The following is a 17,118-nucleotide window of genomic DNA, read 5'->3' on the forward strand; positions in this document are numbered from 1 at the left end:
GGCCGGAACTTCGCGCCCACGAGCCGTCGTGGACGCCAAGAATGGGGCACGCGTTCAACACCATGAACCGAAGAGCCGAGGTTCGGCTGAGGGGGGCGGCGGTGATCCGGGTACTTCTGGTGCACGACGCGTGTCTGGTGAGGTCGGTCCTGGCGGAGTGGTTACGCCGGGAACCGGGACTCCGCGTGGACGACACGCCGTGGCACAGTGCGCGGGGGCGGGTCCGGGCGGTCCGCCCCGACGTGTGCGCGGCGGACCTCGAAAGCTCCGGCACCAACGGGGTGCCCCCGCTGGCCGACCTGCGTCCGGTGGGTACCGGCGCGACACTGCCGCGGCTGGTCGTGCTTGCCGGTGCGAACAGACCCGGATTGCTGAAACGGGCCGTCGAAGCGGGGGCGCTGGGTTATGTCGACAAGGAGGGCGCGCCCGAACGCCTGGTGCGCGCGATCCGCCGTGCCGCTGAGGGGGAACGTTTCATCGACGACTCGCTGGGCTTCGGTTTCCTCAGGGCCGCCGAGATCCCGCTCACCCGACGGGAGCTGAGCGTGCTGGAGCTGGCGGCGGGCGGGGCGTCCATCGCGGAGATAGCGGGGAGCCTGCACCTGTCCCACGGGACGGTCCGCAACTACATGGCGGCGATCACCCGCAAGACCGGCGCCCGCAACCGCGTCGACGCGATCCGGATCTCCCAGGGCGAGGGATGGCTCTGAGCCCTGCTCAGCGGGGTGCCGGCGGCCGTGCCGGCGCCACCAGGTCCTGGTAGAGGGCACAGGTGCGCAGCAGCTCCTGGTGGGTGCCGTACGCGGTGCGCGGGCCGTCCATCACGAGGACCCGCTCGGCTCGCGCGGCGGAGGAGATCCGGTGCGCGACCACCACCAGGGCGGAGCCGGGCCGGGCGGCGAAGGCCCGCTCCGCACGGGCCTCGGCCGCCGGGTCCAGATGACAGGTGGCCTCGTCGAGAAGGGCGAGCGGCGCGGGGGACAGGTAGGCACGGGTGAGCGCGATCAGCTGCCGCTCGCCCGCGGACAGGTCCGCCGGGCGCACCGGGGAGTCCGGGCCGCCGCACCGCTCCAGGAGCGGGGTGAGCCCGACCGCCTCGGCGGCGGCCAGCAGCTCCGGCTCGGGGACGGGATCAGGGCGCAGCAGCCCGAGGTTCTCGGCGAGCGTGCCCGTGTGGACGTAGGCCTCCTGCGGGATCAGCGACCGCAGTGCTGCGGCCCGGACCCCGGGCACGGGATGGCCGTACAGCCGGATCTCGCCGCGGGACGGGGTCAGCAGGCCGGCGGCCACCGAGGTCAGCGTCGACTTGCCGATCCCGCTCGGCCCCACCACGGCGAGGTGACCGCCACGCGCGACGCACAGGTCGAGCCCGTCGAGGACGGGGGTGCTCGCCGGACCGTAGGCGAAGGTGACCGCCTCGAAGCGCAGTGCCGGGGGACCGGCGGACGAGGACGTGCGGACGGGGCCGCGCACGTCCCGGCGGGGTCCGCCGGAAACAGCGGCTGCTGCACCGCTCACGGGTCCGCGCCGGACCCCGCCGGCCGCACCGGGCTCCGGGCCGTCGGGGATCCCGGCGGGTGCGCCGGTGTCGCGGGGGGCACCGGCGGATGGGGTGGGTGCATCGGCTTCCCGGGTGCCGGGGGTGCCGGGGGTGCCGGGGGTGCCGGGGGTGCCGGGGGTTTCGGCGGGTGTGCCGGTGTCCGAGGTGTCGCGGGGTGTGCCGGCGGGTGGGTTCGGTGCATCGGCCTTCCGGGTGTCGGGGACCTCGGAGGGCGTGCGGGAGTTCGTGGGACCGGCGGGTCGGCGGAGTGGGCCGGAGTTCTCGGGGCCGGTGGCTTCGCGGCCCGTGGGCGGGCGGAGTCTGCGCAGGACCACTGTGAGGCGGGCTCCGCCGGTGCCCAGGCCGTGCACGAGGTTCTGCAGGGCGGGCAGCAGCGACTGGGTGACATAGGCGAGCGCGCCGACCAGGGCACCCGCTGTCACACCGTGGGTGAGCAGCCAGGGGGCGGTGGCGAGCAGCAGCACCAGCGGCAGCCGGCCGCCGACCGCCAGGGCCGCCACCCGGACGACGCTCCACCGGGCCAGCGCCCGGGCGGCCCGGAACTCGCCGTCGACCAGCTCCGCGACGCGCCCGGCCACGTACTCCTCGGCGCCCGCCGCCGTGACGTCCCGCAGCCCCGGACACACCTCGCCGAGCTCACCCGCGAGGGCCTCGTCGGCGACCAGGAAGGCTTCCTGCCGCCGGGCCAGCGCGCGCAGCGTCGCCGCGAACAGGCCCAGGCCCGCGACGAGCGGGGGGATGACGACCAGCAGCAGCGGCGGCGCGAGGGCACACAGCCCGGCGAGGGCGCCGACGACCGTGAACACGAACGAACGGGACACCATCACCAGCCCCGCGAGGGTGTCCCGGGCGAGCTCCACCTGCTGGGTCAGCCCCGACAGCGCCCCGCGGTCCCCCTCCCGCACCCCGCGCGCCACCACTCCGGCCACCAGCCGGTCCCGCACCGGTTCCACCAGGTCGGCGACCACCCCGTACACCCGGCGCGTCCCGAGCGCCCCGACCCCCACACCGAGCGTGGCCGCCACCAGCCACCGCAGCCCGGTCCGGGCGTCCCCGGCCAGGAACCCGGCGTCCAGCGCGCGGGCCAGGGCGTACCCGAGGAGAAAGGTCTGCCCGGCTTCCAGGACCGACCAGAACACGAGGCGCGCCAGGACCGGCCGCCGCACCTGGAGCAGCCGGCCGGTCACCGCGCCACCCCCTCGGTCACGGGCGCCGCGAACACGGCCCGGTACTCGGGGTCCCGCCACAGTTCCGCGTGTCTCCCCACCGCCCGCACCCGCCCACCGTCCAGCCAGGCCACCGAGTCCGCGCGGGCCGCCGTCGCCGCCCGGTGGGCCACGATCAGCCGGGTCGGTCCGTGGCCCGGGGCCAGCAGGGACTCGGTGATGTGGTGTTCGGTGACCGTGTCCAGGCTGGAGAGGGCGTCGTCGAGGATCAGCAGCCGCCCGGGATGGGCGAAGGCCCGGGCCAGACCCAGGCGCTGGGCCTCGCCGCCGGAGAGGGGGGCGTCGGAGAGCCGGGTCGCACAGCCGTCGGGCAGCCGGCGGAGATAGACGTCGGCCCGGGCCCGGCGGACGGCGGAGGCGACCTCGGCGGGGGAGGGGGCGGTGAGGCCGAGGGCGATGGTGTCCCCCACGGTCGTGCCGAGGAGGGCCGGGCGGGCGAACGCGTAGGTGACGGCCCGGCGCAGCTCGGCGTGGGCGAGTGCGGGCAGCGGAACGCCGTCGAGGAGGACCTCTCCGGCGTCCGGGTCGGTGAGGCGGCCCGCGAGCCCGGCCAGCAGCGACTTGCCGGTGCCCGAGCGGCCGACGACGGCGAGGACGCTCCCCCCGGGAACGGTCAGGTCGACGCCGTCGAGGACGGTACGGCCGCCCCGGTGGGCCGCGACCCCGCGCAGATCGAGGCGGCCGGGGCCCGGTGGCAGCCGGCAGGTGCCGTGCGGGGGCGCGGGGCACGCGGTCACCTCGGCGAGGCGCCGGGCGGACGCGCGGGCCCGGCCGAGCGCGGCGAGCCGGCCGACCAGGACGCCGACACCGGTCGCCAGGACCGCGTAGCGGGACGCGGCGAGGACCTCGCCGACGGAGATCCGGTGCCGCAGGAGCAGCGAGGCCGCCGCCGCGACGACGGCGAGCTGGAGCAGCGGGCCCACGGTGACCGCCTGTGCGGCGGCCCGGCCCTGCACCCGCCACATCCGCTGCCCGGCCCGCCCGAGCCCGGGCAGCGGGCGCAGGACCCGGGCCGTCTCCCGGTCCTGGAGGCCGGCCGCCGCGATGGTCCGGCGGCCGTCGACCGCCTCCGCCAGCGCGCTCGCGATCCGGCCCTGCTCCCGCTGGTAGTCGGCCACGCACGCGGAGGTGTCCCGGGTGAACGCCCGCAGCAGCAGGGCGAGTACGGGTGCCCCGGCCAGGAAGACGGCCGCCAGCCAGGGGTCGACGACGCCGAGCGCGACCACGCCCCCGACCGGACCGGCGAACGCGGCCAGCAGCGCGGCGAGTGCGGCGGGACCGGTGCCGGCCTGTGCGGCGTTCCCGACCAGCCGGGCGACCAGGTCCCCGGTGCCGAACCGGGTCAGCGCGCGCGGCCCGAGGGCCAGTACATGCGCGGTCAGCTCGTGGCGCAGCCCGGCCGTGGCCCGTGCGTCGACGGTTCCGGCGAGCACGCTCGCGGCGGCGTCCAGCAGGGCGAGCAGCAGCACCAGGGCGGCGGACCGGCCGATCCAGGCGGCCGCGGCGTCACCCGCCAGCAGCAGGTCCAGGGTCCGGCCCAGTACGGCGGGCAGCAGCAGCTCCGCCGCCGTGCCGGCCGTACCCACCAGGCACAGGACGGCACCAGGCCCCCAGGTCCGGCGCAGGGCGGCGCGGGAAAGGTCTTGCGGAGACGGAACGTCCTGGACGTCTGCTGTCATAGGCCGGGTGCCTCGCCTCGGGTGACGGCTTCGGACGAAGGCCCCGGACGGGCCCCCTCCCGCGGGAGAGGGCCGCCCGGAGCCGGGTTCGTGGTGCTGGTCAGAGACAGAGCAGGACGCTCGCCGCCGACACGCACGACAGGAGGCTCACGGTGCTGGCGCCGCCGCCGTCGTGACGCTCTTCGGACTCCAGGGTCTGCAGGTCGAGAAGGGCCATCGGGTGTCCTTTCCGGGGACCGAGCGGTCCCTTGCGGTGTTGTCGGGGACGGGGTTGTGCCACGGCCGCGTCAGTGTGCGCAGCCGCGTGCGGGGGCCGCCGGTGGCGGCGGGAGGAACGGCAGGTGGGCGGCGCGGTCGCCGTCGAGGGCGGCGGTCAGCGCCAGCAGGCACCCGGCGGTTCCGGTACCGAGGTCCATGGAGAGCCGCATCATCTGGTGTCCGGGGAAGGCGAGTTGGCCCTGGTAGGCCATCGCGAACCAGCCGAGCCCGTCGACCTGGGCGGCGAGCCGCGCCGGGTCGGCACCGGTGCGGGCGAGGTACAGGATCATCCCGGCGCGGCCCTGGAAGAGGCCCGGCTGGGCGTAGAAGCGTGCGGTGGCGGCGGTCCGCACGGCGGCGCGGGCCCGCTCGAAGACCCCGGTCGGGTCGGTACCGTGGGCGAGCCAGTCGTCGAGGACCAGCCCGATCCCCGCGCTGCCGTCGCCGAGGTAGGGGAGCGTGCGCCAGCCCTCGTCGACCTCGAGACCGCCGCCCTTGTGCACCACGCAGCGGTCCAGGTCCCGGCGCAGCGCCTCGCCGGCCGCCGCCAACAGGCCAGGCTCGCCGGTCCGTTCGTACCGCCGCAGCAGGAACAGCGCGGGCCCGGTCGCGCCGCGCAGCAGCCCGGCGCGCCGCCCGGGCGACTCCGGGAGGGGTTCGGCGAGCCGTCGCAGGAGGATCTCGGCGGCCTCCGCGGCCCGCTCGCGCAGTTCCGGCTCGTCGGCCGAGTCGGCGAGCGCGTCGAGCACCAGGCCGAGACCGGCCAGGCCGCCGTGCAGGTCGGAGGAGAGGTTGCGCCAGTTCTCCCGGAGGATCCCGGCCACGAGGTCCAGGGCGCGCTGTTGGTGGCCGAGCCCGTCCAGGACGTGGGCGACGCCCGCGAGACCGTCGTACAGGCCGAGCGGGGTGCCGGGCGGCGGCGCTGCCGTGTGGTCGAGCAGCCAGCGCTCGCCCTCGTCGTAGCGTTCGGCGCCGGCCCGGTCCAGGGCGTACAGCACGCCGGCCGCGCCGTGCGCGAGGCCGAGTCCGCCGCCGTCGCCGAACTGGGCGATGTCACCGGGGAAGAGCCGGTCGTCGCGCTCGGGGGTGGCGGCCGCGAGGATCGCCTTGACCATCGAGTCCCTGCTGTGCGGCCAGTCCGCCGGTACGACGGGCCGCGCGGCCGGGGCGCCCCGGGTGATCTCGGCGACCGCCTCGTCCAGGAAGGCCCGCGGCACGTCCGGGAACTGTCCGGCGATCACGTCCGCGAGATGGGCCGCCTTGCCCCGGTCGACGACGAACAGGGTGGTGACCGGCAGGAACAGGGCGATCCGCAGACAGGCGAGTGCGTACCGGTCGACCTCGGCCCCCCTCCGGTCCGGCGGGGCGAAGAAGCCCGGGTGGGCCACGGTCTGACGGCCGTTCTCCGCGACGGGCGCGGCGGCCTCGAAGTCGATGAGGAACACCGATTCCTCGTCGGGCCCCACCATGATGTTGAAGACGTGCAGGTCGTTGAAGACGATCCCGCGCGCGTGCACCGCCTCGACGGCCGCCGTCACCTTCCGGTGGATGCGCAGCGCCCACCGCGTGTAGGCGCGCACCGCCTCCGGGTCGGGGTCCGGGGCGAGCAGCGGATGCCGTTCGGCGAAGAAGGCGTTGAGCGGGCGGCCCTCCAGGAACTCCATCACCAGGAACCGGTGGCCGCCCAGCGTGAACCAGTCCCGCACCTCGGGCACCACCCCGGTGCCGGCCGCCGCCTCCAGGGCGGCCTTCTCCCTGCCCAGCCGGGCCACCGCGTCGGCGCCGTCGGCCGCGAGCCCCGCGTGCGGCCGCCCCTCCTTGAGCACCACCCGCCGCCCGCTGCGGGTGTCGGTCCCGGTGTAGACCCCGCCGCCGTTGGAGAAGTGCAGCGCCTTCTCGATCCGGTAGGGCAGCTCCCCCACGGTGGTGGCGTCCCGGGCCGCCAGCTGCGGGCGCAGGAACTCCGGCAGCGTCACCCACCCAGGCACCTGGAAGGAGGGCGCCCGCCGGTCCGGCACCAGCCTGCCCCCGCCGTCCCGCACCGCCGTCACCAGCGCGCCGCGCTCGTCGACGACGTACGTGCGGGCGAACGCGCCGTAGCGGACGTACAGCGGCCCCTCGTGCCAGCGCAGGTCGGTCAGGATGTAAGGCCCTTCGAAACCCTCCAGGAGCGCGCCCAGTTCGCGCAGCACCTCCTCCAGCCGGTCCTCGTCGGCCGGGTAGACCGTCACGAACTTGCCGCTGGTGTCGCGGCCCGCGTACTTGGCGTTGCGCAGATGCAGCAGATGCGGTCCGGGAACGAACTTGAACGGGATGCGGCGCGGCACGCAGTAGTCCCACACGATCGCGGCGATCCGCTCCGCGTTCGTCCGGGTGGCCGAGGAGTGGATCTTCCAGCCCTGGGCCGGCGACGGCAGCGGCGCGCCGTCAGGGCCCACCGGCGTCATGGTCAGCCAGTCCCCGGAACGCGCCGCGTGCCAGCCTTCCGGCACCGTGCGGCGCGCCGTCGTGAACAGCGGTTCCGTCTGCGGCCCGCCGGTTGCGAGCCGGTCGGGTGTTTCGTAGAAATGCCCGTCGGCGAGCGCGTACACCTCGTACCGCCTGTCCATCCGCCGCCTCCTCCGTGGCCCGGCCCCGACACTCGCAGGCGGCGCACGGTCGCGGACAGTCATGTCTGTCACGAGGTCACCGTGCGGAACGCACGGGTCAAGTCATGTTCGGTGCCTTTCGAGCGCAACCGGCCCCAGGCCTCCACGGAACGGTCACAGGGGCTGCGCGGACGCCTCATAAGCGCTGTAATGGCGGCGTGGTCAGTGAGGGCGCTGCGGTTCGCGGAATCGGAACGGAGCGCGCCGAAATCGCCCTCGAAACGCTCACGGGCGATCCCGGCGCACCCGACCGGCTCCGGCGCGTCCTCGAACTGGCGCTGGTGCTCGCCGGCGCCGCGTTCGCCGGGGTGTACACACCGGGCGACGACGGCTCCGTGCTGCGGCTCGCCGAGTCTGCCGGACTGCCCCGCACCTTCTTCGGACTGCGCGACGCCTACCCGGCGGTGGGGCAGTCCCCGGCCGCCGAGGCCCACGGCACCGGACGCATCCGCTGGCTCGGGCCCGAGGAACTGGCCGACTGCCCGGACGCGCGGCGCACCCCGTCCCAGGAGTTCTCGCTGGGGGTCCTGCCGGTGCCCGGCCGCGCCGGACTCCTGGTCGTGGTCGGCGAACGCGACGGCGGGTTCGACCTCGAGGACCGCGCCTGCCTGGAACTGGTCGCCGCCGCGATCGCCCTGCCCGCCACGGTCTCCGTCGTCTCCGACACCGGCGAACTGCCCGCCGACGCGTTCAGCCTCGCCATGGACACCGGCCGGATCGAGGTCGGCGACGCCATCCTCGGCCTCTTCGGCATGAGCCGGGACGACTTCGACGGCAAGGTCGAGACACTGCTGGGCCGTACCGTGCCCGAGGACGTGCCCGCCCTGATGTCCGTCGTCGAGGCCGACCACATGTCCATCGGCGACCGCGAGCTGGAGTTCCGGATCCTCGAACCCTCCGGCTCGCCCAAGTGGCTGCGGTTGCGCGGGCGCATGGTGCCGTCGGTCGAGGGGCGTCCGGCCCGGCTGGCCGGCACCGTCGCCGACGCCTCCACGCTGCGCTCCGAGGTCACCGACGTGGCCCGGGTGCAGCGGCTCGCCGCCGCGCTGGCCACCGCCGGCACGGTCAAGGACGTCGGCCAGGCCGTCGTCACCGCCCTGCGCGGCCCCCTCAAGGCCGACCGCATAGCCCTGGCCGAACTGGAGAACGACCGCCTCGTCGTCACCGTCCTGGACCCGCCCGAAGCGGAGTCCTGGCCCGAGCTGTGGCGCAGCGAGTGGCGTACCGAGTGGCCCGACGCGCCGGTGCGCGCCATGCCCACCCTTGCCGCCGTCCTGCGGGAGGGCCGCCCCCGGATCTGGCCCGCCCCGACCACCCTGGAACCGGCTCTCGCCGAGGTCGGCCCCGGCGGACTCGCCGTCCTCCCGCTGCCCGCGGGCGGCCGGATGGCCGGTGCCTGCCTGATCGGCTGGGACAGCCCGCACGACTTCGGTCCCGACGAACGTGCCCTGCTCACCGCCTCCGCCGGCCTCGCCGGCGAGGCACTGATGCGCGCGCACGCCTTCGACGCCGAACACGAGCTCGTCGGCATGCTCCAGCGCGCCCTGCTGCCCCGCCGGCTGCCCCGGCTGCCCGGCGCGGTCGCCGTCGCCCGCTATCTGCCCACCACCCAGGGCCTGGAGGTGGGCGGCGACTGGTACGACGTGATTCCGCTGATCGACAACCATGTCGCCCTCGTCATCGGCGACGTCCAGGGCCACAGCGCCGCGGCCGCCACCCTGATGGGGCAGATGCGCACCGCGCTGCGCGCCTACGCGACCGAGGGGCACACCCCCGACGTGGTCGTCTCGCACGCCAACCGGCTCCTCATGGACATGGAGAGCGACCTCTTCGCCACCTGCTGCTACGTCGACGTCGACATGGAGGCGGGCACCGCCTGGTGCGTGCGTGCCGGACATCTGCCGCCGGTCCTGCGTCATCCGGACGGCACCACCGAGGTCTGCCGGACCGAGGGAGGTCCGCCGCTCGGCGTGCTCGACCGGGCCGACTTCCCCATGACCCAGCTCAGCCTGCGCCCCGGCACCCTGCTGGCGCTCACCACCGACGGCCTGGTCGAGTCCCCCGACGCGGACATCGACGACGGCATGCGGCGCTTCGCCCACGACCTCGGCGCCTCGGACCCCTCCCACCTCGGCGTGGTGGCGGACGCCCTGCTCGGCAACGCCAACCGCACCGATGACGTCGCCCTGCTGCTGATGCGTTACGACGGCATGGCCGTGCGCCCGCTGCGGGAGAGCTGGACGGTGTGGCGGGTCCCGGAGGCGGCCCGGCACGCCCGCCGCTTCAGCCGCCGCACCCTGCGCTCCTGGGGCGTCACCGACGACGCCATGGACACGTGCCTGCTGGTCGTCTCCGAACTCGTCACCAACGCCCTGATCCACACCGACGGCCCGGTCCGGCTCGATCTGACCCTGGTCGACCACCGGCTGCGGATCGCCGTCGCCGACGCCTCGCCGCGCAGCCCGGTCAAGCCCGCGAGCATCGGCTGGGAGGCCACCGGGGGACGCGGCATCCTGCTGGTGGAGGCCGTGTCGGAGGCCTGGGGAACCGTGCCGGTCAGCGGCGGCAAACTGGTGTGGGCGGATCTCGTCCCGCCGGACCGGCCGGGGGACTGAGGGGCACCTGGGCGGGTACCGGGCCGTCTCGGGAGGCGGGGCGCGACGACCATCCCTAATGTCCTTGATGTGGCACACACCTTCGACGAACTCGTGGCGAAGCACCGCGCGGCCGACGCGGCCCACGACAAGGTTCTGGAACTGCGGGACACCTACGGCCCGCCGGCCCTGCAGCATCCGGGCGGCGGCGCCCAGTCCGAGACCTACGAGACCGCCCTGCGCGCCTGGCGCGACCTGGCCCGTGACGAACTGACCGCGGTGAGCGAGTTCGCCCGCGACGAGGGCCGGCCGCGGTCCGAGGTCGAGGCGGAGGTGGAGCGGGCGGCGGCCTGGCCGGAGGACGCCTGAGCCGCTCCGGAACGTGCGCCGAAATCATGGTACAAAACGGACGAGATGCCACTTCGGAGCGTCTCGTGGCCACATGACGTCCGCACCGAGGCCATACTGTCGTAACCCCGCAGGAAAACAGAAGAACGTCTCAACCAGATGTTCACCTATAAGGTGTAGTGAATGAAGGCTTTGGTGCTCTCCGGCGGTGCCGGCACACGGCTTCGGCCGATCACCCACACATCGGCGAAACAGCTCGTGCCGGTGGCGAACAAACCCGTGCTGTTCTACGGGCTCGAATCCCTCGCCGCGGCGGGCGTCACCCAGGTCGGGATGATCGTCGGCGACACCGCCGCCGAGATCGAGGAGGCGGTCGGCGACGGGTCGAAGTTCGGCCTCGACGTCACCTACATCCCCCAGGAGCGTCCGCTGGGCCTCGCCCACGCGGTGCTGATCGCGCGGGACTTCCTCGGTGACGACGACTTCGTCATGTACCTCGGCGACAACTTCATCGTCGGCGGCATCAGCGGCCTGGTCGGCGAGTTCCGCGAGACCCGGCCCGACGCGCAGATCCTCCTCACCCACGTGCCCAACCCGCGGGCCTTCGGTGTCGCCGAACTCGACGCCGACGGCCAGGTGGTCGGTCTGGAGGAGAAACCGCAGGAGCCCAAGAGCGATCTCGCGCTGGTCGGCGTCTACCTGTTCACGCCGGCCATCCACGACGCCGTGCGCGCCATCAAGCCGTCCTGGCGCGGCGAGCTGGAGATCACCCACGCCATCCAGCACCTCATCGACCAGCGCGCCGACGTGCGCTCCACGGTGATCAAGGGCTACTGGAAGGACACCGGCAACGTCGTCGACATGCTGGAGGTCAACCGGACCGTCCTGGAGGCGCAGGAGCCGCGCATCGACGGCGAGGTCGACGAGGCCAGCCAGATCGTCGGCCGGGTGGTCGTCGAGGCGGGCGCCAGCGTCACCAACTCCCGGATCGTCGGTCCGGCCGTGATCGGCGCCGGGACCGTCGTCGGCGACTCCTACGTGGGCCCCTTCACGTCGATCGCCGAGAACTGCCGGATCACCCAGAGTGAGCTGGAGTTCTCCATAGTGCTGCGGGACTCCTCCATCGACGGGGTGGGCAGGATCGAGTCCTCGCTGATCGGCCGGCACGTCGAGGTGACCCCCGCCGCCGGCACCCCCAGCGCCCACCGCCTCGTCCTCGGAGACCACAGCAAGGTGCAGATCCGTTCATGAACCTCCTCGTCACCGGCGCCGCCGGCTTCATCGGCTCCACGTACGTCCGCGGCCTGCTCGCCGAAGGCGCCCCCGACGCGCCGCACATCACCGTGCTCGACAAGCTCACCTACGCGGGCACCCTCACCAACCTGCCCGAGGCGCACCCGCGCCTGACGTTCGTGCAGGGCGACATCTGCGACGCCGAACTGGTCGACAAGCTCATGGCCGAGGCCGACCAGGTGGTGCACTTCGCCGCCGAGTCGCACGTGGACCGCTCCATCGACGGGGCCGGCGCGTTCGTCCGCACCAACGTGGTCGGCACCCAGACCCTGCTGGACGCGGCCCTGCGCCACGGCGTCGGCCCGTTCGTGCACGTCTCCACCGACGAGGTCTACGGCTCCATCGAGACCGGCTCCTGGCCCGAGACCCACCCGCTCCAGCCGAACTCGCCGTACTCCGCCTCCAAGGCCTCCTCGGACCTGCTCGCGCTGGCCTTCCACCGCACCCACGGCCTGGACGTCCGCGTCACCCGCTGCTCCAACAACTACGGGCCGCACCAGTTCCCCGAGAAGGTCATCCCGCTCTTCGTGAGCAACCTCCTCGACGGCAGGAACGTGCCCCTGTACGGCGACGGCAGCAACGTCCGTGACTGGCTGCACGTCGAGGACCACTGCCAGGGCATCGACCTGGTCCGCACCGGCGGCCGGGCCGGCGAGGTCTACAACATCGGCGGCGGCACCGAGCTGAGCAACAAGGAACTCACCGGACTGCTCCTGGACGCCTGCGGGGCCGGCTGGGAGCGGGTCGACCGCGTCGCCGACCGCAAGGGCCACGACCAGCGTTACTCCGTCGACTGGAGCAAGATCCACGACGAGCTGGGCTACACCCCCGAGCACGACTTCACCTCCGGCCTCGCCGCCACCGTCGCCTGGTACCGCGACAACCGGGACTGGTGGGAGCCGCTGAAGGAACGCGCCGCCCTGGAATCCCGCAAGGAGCAGGAGAAGTACTGATGAAGTGGCTCGTCGCCGGCGCGGGCGGAATGCTCGGCCACGACATGGTCGAGGAACTCACCCGCCGGGACGCCGAGGTGGTGGCCCTCGGCCGCGCCGACCTCGACGTCACCAGTGCCGACTCGGTGGAGTCGGCACTCGCCGGGCACCGGCCCGACCTGGTGGTGAACTGCGCCGCGTACACGGCCGTCGACGACGCCGAGACCGACGAGGAGCGGGCCCTGCTGATCAACGGCGAGGGCCCGCGCCTGCTGGCCCGCGCCGCCGCCCGGCACGGCGCCCGCCTGGTGCACGTCTCCACGGACTACGTCTTCGACGGCGAGGCCCGCACGACTCCGTACCCGGAGGACCACCGCACCGGTCCGCGCACCGCCTACGGCCGCACCAAGCTCGTCGGCGAGCGGGCCGTCCTCGCGGAGCTCCCGGGTGCGAGCGCGGTGGTCCGTACGGCCTGGCTGTACGGCACGCACGGAAAGAACTTCGTGCGCACGATGATCGAACTCGAGTCCCGCCGGGACACCCTCGACGTCGTCGACGACCAGCGCGGCCAGCCCACCTGGAGCGCCGACCTGGCCGCCCTGATCGCCGACCTCGGCCCGCGCCTCGGGCGGGACGCCCGCGCGCACGGCGTCTTCCACGGCACCGGCTCCGGTGCGGCCACCTGGTGCGAGCTGGCCCGCGAGGTGTTCCGGCTGCTCGGCGCCGACCCGGAACGGGTGCGTCCCACCACGAGTGCGGCGTTCGTCCGGCCGGCCCCCCGCCCCGCGTACAGCGTCCTCGGTCACGACCGGTGGGCCGAGGTGGGCCTGGAACCGCCGCGTGACTGGCGGGCGGCGCTGCGCGAGGCGCTGCCGCTCCTGCGCAAGGAGCTCTCGCTGTAAAAGCTGTGGGGCACCCTCGGGTGCCCCACAGTCGTCAATGCCGGGCCTGCCGGACAGACTTTCCGTACTCTGTGGCGTTCACCACTTGTGGATCCGACTTCATCACTACGATGATGCTTTGAATGTCTTGTGGGTCGGATAGGGAAAGGATTTGTCCCGCGATGTCGATGCGAGCGACCGTGAAGTCCGTACTGGGTGAGAAGAATGTGCGGGTCCTGCGACGACTGAAGCGGCGCCTGTCCGCCCGGCCGGCCGGGCCGGCAAAGCCGACCGGGCTCGACGCGATCTCCGGGGATCTCAACAAACTCGCCCAGCACTTCAAGACGGACAAGTGGGGGATACACCGCTACACACAGCACTACCAGCGCCACCTCGGGCACCTGAGGAATGATTCGTTCAACCTGCTGGAAATCGGCATCGGCGGGTACAACAGGCCTGGTCAGGGTGGTGCTTCACTGCGCATGTGGAAGCAGTTCTTCCCGAAGGCGCAGATTTTCGGAATGGACATCCAGGACAAGTCATTTGTCGACGAGGACCGCATCACGACGTTCATCGGAGACCAGTCCGATCCGTCGTCCCTGAACGCCGTCGTCGACAAGATCGGTGAACTGGACGTCATCATCGATGACGGCAGTCACCGCAGTCCGCATGTGCTCACGACGTTTGCCACGCTCTTCCCCCGGCTCAAGGACGGTGGCATCTACATCGTCGAGGACACGCAGTCGTCGTACTGGCCCGAATGGCAGGGCAGCGAGGATCTCGAGGCGGCGCACACCAGTATGGGGATGCTGAAGCGGCTGACGGACGGGCTGAATTACGAAGAATTCGTGACCGAGAACTATCAGCCCACGTACACCGACCTCAATATCGTCGGCATGCACTTCTACCACAACCTGGTGATCATCGAAAAAGGCAGGAATGCCGAGGGCAGCAACAAGCGCAGCGCGCTGAAACAGCGGTACGCCAAGTCCTGACACCGTCCGCCCGAGGGGGGCCGAGCCGCGGCTCGGCCCCCCTCGGCGTGCTCAGGCCCGCAACCGCTCGTAGTACGCCAGGCAGTCCGCGTACGACGGCAGCAGCCCCGACGCCGCGGCCTCGGCGAGGGACGGCGCCTCGGCGTCCTTCTCCGACAGCACCGGCTCGACGTCCTCGGGCCACTCGATGCCCAGCTCCGGGTCGAGCGGGTCGATGCCGTGCTCGCGTCCCGGCGCGTATCCGGCCGAGCACAGGTACACCACGGTGGCGTCGTCGGTCAGCGCCATGAACGCGTGCCCGAGGCCCTCCGAGAGGAACACGGCGTGCCGGTTCTCCTCGTCCAGCCGGACCGCCTCCCAGCGGCCGAACGTGGGGGAGCCCACCCGGATGTCCACGACGACGTCCAGCACGGCCCCGCGCACGCACTTGACGTACTTGGACTGGCTCGGCGGCACGTCGGCGAAGTGGATGCCGCGCAGCACACCCCGCCGTGAGACCGAGCAGTTGGCCTGGGCCAGGTCGAGGTCGTAGCCGAGAGCCTCACGGAACTCCCCGGCCCTGAACCACTCGTGGAAGCTGCCCCGGTCGTCGGGAAAGACCTTCGGCTCCTGGACCCAGGCGCCTTCGATGTCCAGCGGTCGCACGGTTCCTACTTGCCTTCCTGTCGTGCGGGCTTGCCCTTGCCCAGGGCCCTGACCAGTGCGCGGCGCACCGGCAGCGGGAGCTTGCGGGCGAGGCGGCGCGCCGCGCTCGGCCTGGGCTTCGGTTTGGCGGCGGGCTTGGGCGCCGCCGCCGCGGGCTTCTTCGGAGCCGGCTTGGCCACCTTCAGGCCCTCGGGGGAGTTGCGCACGACGAGCGGCAGCGTGAAGAAGCGCGGCTCGGGCGCGTCCGCGACCAGGCACAGCGCGAGCCGCCAGCCGCCTTCCCGGAGAGAGCGCACCGGCAGCGGGGCGTCGAGCACCGCGCCGCCGCTCCCGGCGGGCGAGAGCGTGGCCGGCACCTCCAGCACCTCGGCGGCGGGCTTCGGTCCCGTCAGCCGTACCGACGCCTTGACGTCACCGGCGACGTGGAAGGGCAGTGCCGCGCGCAGCCGGTCGCCCGCCACGGTGAAGTCCTCGGGCGTGAACGCGTCGAAGCCCAGCCGCTTGCCCGCCATGTCGACGTCGAGCGCGAAGTTGTCCTTGACCGTCCAGTACGGCAGAACCCGCAGGCCGCCGACCACGCCCGGCGACGGCATCGCCGGGAACGGCTCCCGGGACGCCGGGAAGAGCCGGTACTCCCGGGTCCAGCCGCCTATGGTCAGCCGGACGAACGCGTCCCACAGGCCGGCCGGCAGCGGAGTGCCGCTGGCGGCGGTGGCCGGGTCCACGGTGGCCGTGGCCCTGACCACCAGCCGGACCCGGCCGGGTTCGCCCTCGACGGGCACCGTCTCACGGGTGATCTCGACCGGCTGGAAGAACTGCGCGTGGGTCTCGCGCTCCCGCATCATCAGGTCGACGTTGGCCTTCCCGAAACGGGCGGCGGTGCTGCCCTCCAGCCACGCGACGGCGTCGGCCACCGTCTCGGGCGGGCCGTCCAGCGGGACCACGGCGGTGTCCGCCGGATAGGTCTTGGGCGCGCCGTCCGCGCTGTACTCGGCCGTGAAGTCGACCTTCAGCGCGCCGCCGTCCCAGGTGATGCTCTCCAGGGCCGTCGAGGGGCCGATGGACGCCTCCCACTCGGCGAGCGCGAGCACGTCCTCGTAGCGGCCGGCGCCGGCCAGCTCGGTGACCACCCGGTGGGCCGGCTCCAGCAGCGCGAACACGGAGGGGCCCATGCGCTCGGCGATCACCTTGTGGATCTCGTCGAAGAGCTCCCGGCGGTAGTCGTCCGGCAGCTTGAGGAAGCGGTTGCCGCGCAGCCGCTCGCCCATCTCGCTGCGCAGCCAGCGGCGGAACATCTTGTCCCGCTTGGGGCCGGGCTCGGTGTAGCGCTCGACGACGTCGAGCGCCTCCCGCAGGTTGGCGAAGTAGCCGACCGGGTCGAAGCGCTGGAAGCCGGCGTTGGAGGCGTCGTCGCGCTTGAGGTGGTAGTAGCAGACGTAGTCGCTGAGCACGGAGATGTTCGACGCGCGCAGGTACGCCTCGGCGACGAAGACATGGTCCTCCAGGCGCCGGCGGCCCTCGGGGAAGCGCAGCCCGATGCGGTCCAGGAAGGACCTGCGCAGCATCTTGTGCGGGGTCAGGCTGTCCATCAGCGGGGCGTTCTCGACGGTGGCCCGCGGGTGGTTGCGGCGGAACAGCTCCACCGGAACGGGACGGCCCTTGCCGGCCATCTTGCCGATGATCAGGTCGGCCTCGTTCGCGACGCCGTAGTCGTACATCCGCTCCAGGGCCTCGTCGCCGAGGAAGTCGTCGTTGTCGACGAACATCACGAACTCGCCCTTGGACGCCTCGATGCCGACGTTGCGCGGCTTGCCGGACCAGCCGGAGGCCTCCTGGTGGATGACGTGGATGTGCGGGTGCTCGGCGGCCACCTCGTCGAGCCGGGCCGGTGTGCCGTCGCTGGAACCGTCGTCCACGAAGATCACTTCGTACTCGTCACGCGGCAGCGACTGCCGCAGCACCGAGGCGATGCAGTCCTCGACATAGGGCCCCGGATTGTAAACAGGGACGACAACACTGACCTTGACCGGCATCCGGCTTCCTAGCCCCCTGGATAGG

The 17,118-nt window shown here is 73.0% G+C and carries 13 protein-coding genes; 7 read left to right on the forward strand and 6 right to left on the reverse strand.

Features of this window, described 5'->3' with window-relative positions:
- The first annotated feature begins 101 nt into the window (after window positions 1-101).
- The gene (locus ACFXI4_RS09035) at window positions 102-710 is read left to right on the forward strand and encodes a LuxR C-terminal-related transcriptional regulator (RefSeq protein ID WP_384989042.1); all 609 of its coding nucleotides are present in this window, start codon (window positions 102-104) and stop codon (window positions 708-710) included.
- A gap of 7 nt (window positions 711-717) precedes the next feature.
- Here the strand turns inward: ACFXI4_RS09035 and ACFXI4_RS09040 are convergent, their stop codons facing one another.
- The 4 genes from ACFXI4_RS09040 to lanKC form a co-directional block, all read right to left on the reverse strand.
- Complete coding sequence (locus ACFXI4_RS09040; RefSeq protein WP_384989043.1) at window positions 718-2,748, reverse strand: ATP-binding cassette domain-containing protein; 2,031 nt, start codon at window positions 2,746-2,748, stop codon at window positions 718-720.
- Complete coding sequence (locus ACFXI4_RS09045; protein ID WP_384989044.1) at window positions 2,745-4,466, reverse strand: ATP-binding cassette domain-containing protein; 1,722 nt, start codon at window positions 4,464-4,466, stop codon at window positions 2,745-2,747. The genes ACFXI4_RS09040 and ACFXI4_RS09045 overlap by 4 nt, the downstream gene beginning before the upstream one ends.
- Window positions 4,467-4,566: 100 nt before the next feature.
- On the reverse strand, window positions 4,567-4,683 hold the full coding sequence (locus ACFXI4_RS09050) for a SapB/AmfS family lanthipeptide (protein ID WP_351696969.1): 117 nt from the start codon (window positions 4,681-4,683) through the stop codon (window positions 4,567-4,569).
- A 70-nt stretch (window positions 4,684-4,753) separates the two neighbouring features.
- The gene (lanKC, locus tag ACFXI4_RS09055; protein ID WP_384989045.1) at window positions 4,754-7,333 is read right to left on the reverse strand and encodes a class III lanthionine synthetase LanKC; all 2,580 of its coding nucleotides are present in this window, start codon (window positions 7,331-7,333) and stop codon (window positions 4,754-4,756) included.
- A gap of 197 nt (window positions 7,334-7,530) precedes the next feature.
- On the opposite strand from lanKC, the gene ACFXI4_RS09060 reads away from it, so the two are divergent.
- From ACFXI4_RS09060 to ACFXI4_RS09085, 6 genes are all read left to right on the forward strand, one after another.
- The gene (locus ACFXI4_RS09060; RefSeq protein ID WP_384989046.1) at window positions 7,531-9,987 is read left to right on the forward strand and encodes a SpoIIE family protein phosphatase; all 2,457 of its coding nucleotides are present in this window, start codon (window positions 7,531-7,533) and stop codon (window positions 9,985-9,987) included.
- Window positions 9,988-10,056: 69 nt separating this feature from the next.
- The gene (locus ACFXI4_RS09065; protein WP_384989047.1) at window positions 10,057-10,335 is read left to right on the forward strand and encodes a hypothetical protein; all 279 of its coding nucleotides are present in this window, start codon (window positions 10,057-10,059) and stop codon (window positions 10,333-10,335) included.
- A gap of 162 nt (window positions 10,336-10,497) precedes the next feature.
- Entirely contained in the window at window positions 10,498-11,565 is a 1,068-nt protein-coding gene (locus tag ACFXI4_RS09070; RefSeq protein ID WP_362728303.1) for a glucose-1-phosphate thymidylyltransferase, read from the forward strand.
- On the forward strand, window positions 11,562-12,560 hold the full coding sequence (rfbB, locus tag ACFXI4_RS09075) for a dTDP-glucose 4,6-dehydratase (protein ID WP_384989048.1): 999 nt from the start codon (window positions 11,562-11,564) through the stop codon (window positions 12,558-12,560). The genes ACFXI4_RS09070 and rfbB overlap by 4 nt, the downstream gene beginning before the upstream one ends.
- Window positions 12,560-13,441, forward strand: coding sequence for a dTDP-4-dehydrorhamnose reductase (gene rfbD, locus ACFXI4_RS09080; protein WP_384989049.1), 882 nt, complete (start codon window positions 12,560-12,562; stop codon window positions 13,439-13,441). Before rfbB ends, rfbD begins: the two co-directional genes overlap by 1 nt.
- Window positions 13,442-13,602: 161 nt before the next feature.
- Complete coding sequence (locus tag ACFXI4_RS09085; RefSeq protein WP_384989050.1) at window positions 13,603-14,415, forward strand: hypothetical protein; 813 nt, start codon at window positions 13,603-13,605, stop codon at window positions 14,413-14,415.
- Window positions 14,416-14,466: 51 nt separating this feature from the next.
- Here ACFXI4_RS09085 and rfbC read toward each other — a convergent pair whose 3' ends face one another.
- Together rfbC and ACFXI4_RS09095 are read right to left on the reverse strand one after the other, a co-directional pair.
- Complete coding sequence (gene rfbC, locus ACFXI4_RS09090) at window positions 14,467-15,060, reverse strand: dTDP-4-dehydrorhamnose 3,5-epimerase (RefSeq protein ID WP_384989051.1); 594 nt, start codon at window positions 15,058-15,060, stop codon at window positions 14,467-14,469.
- 5 nt (window positions 15,061-15,065) lie between these two features.
- A complete protein-coding gene (locus ACFXI4_RS09095; protein WP_384989052.1) occupies window positions 15,066-17,093 on the reverse strand; it encodes a glycosyltransferase family 2 protein in 2,028 nt (675 codons plus the stop codon).
- Between the last annotated feature and the right edge of the window lie 25 nt (window positions 17,094-17,118).

The organism is Streptomyces sp. NPDC059224 (assembly GCF_042754285.1).
Taxonomy (GTDB): domain Bacteria; phylum Actinomycetota; class Actinomycetes; order Streptomycetales; family Streptomycetaceae; genus Streptomyces.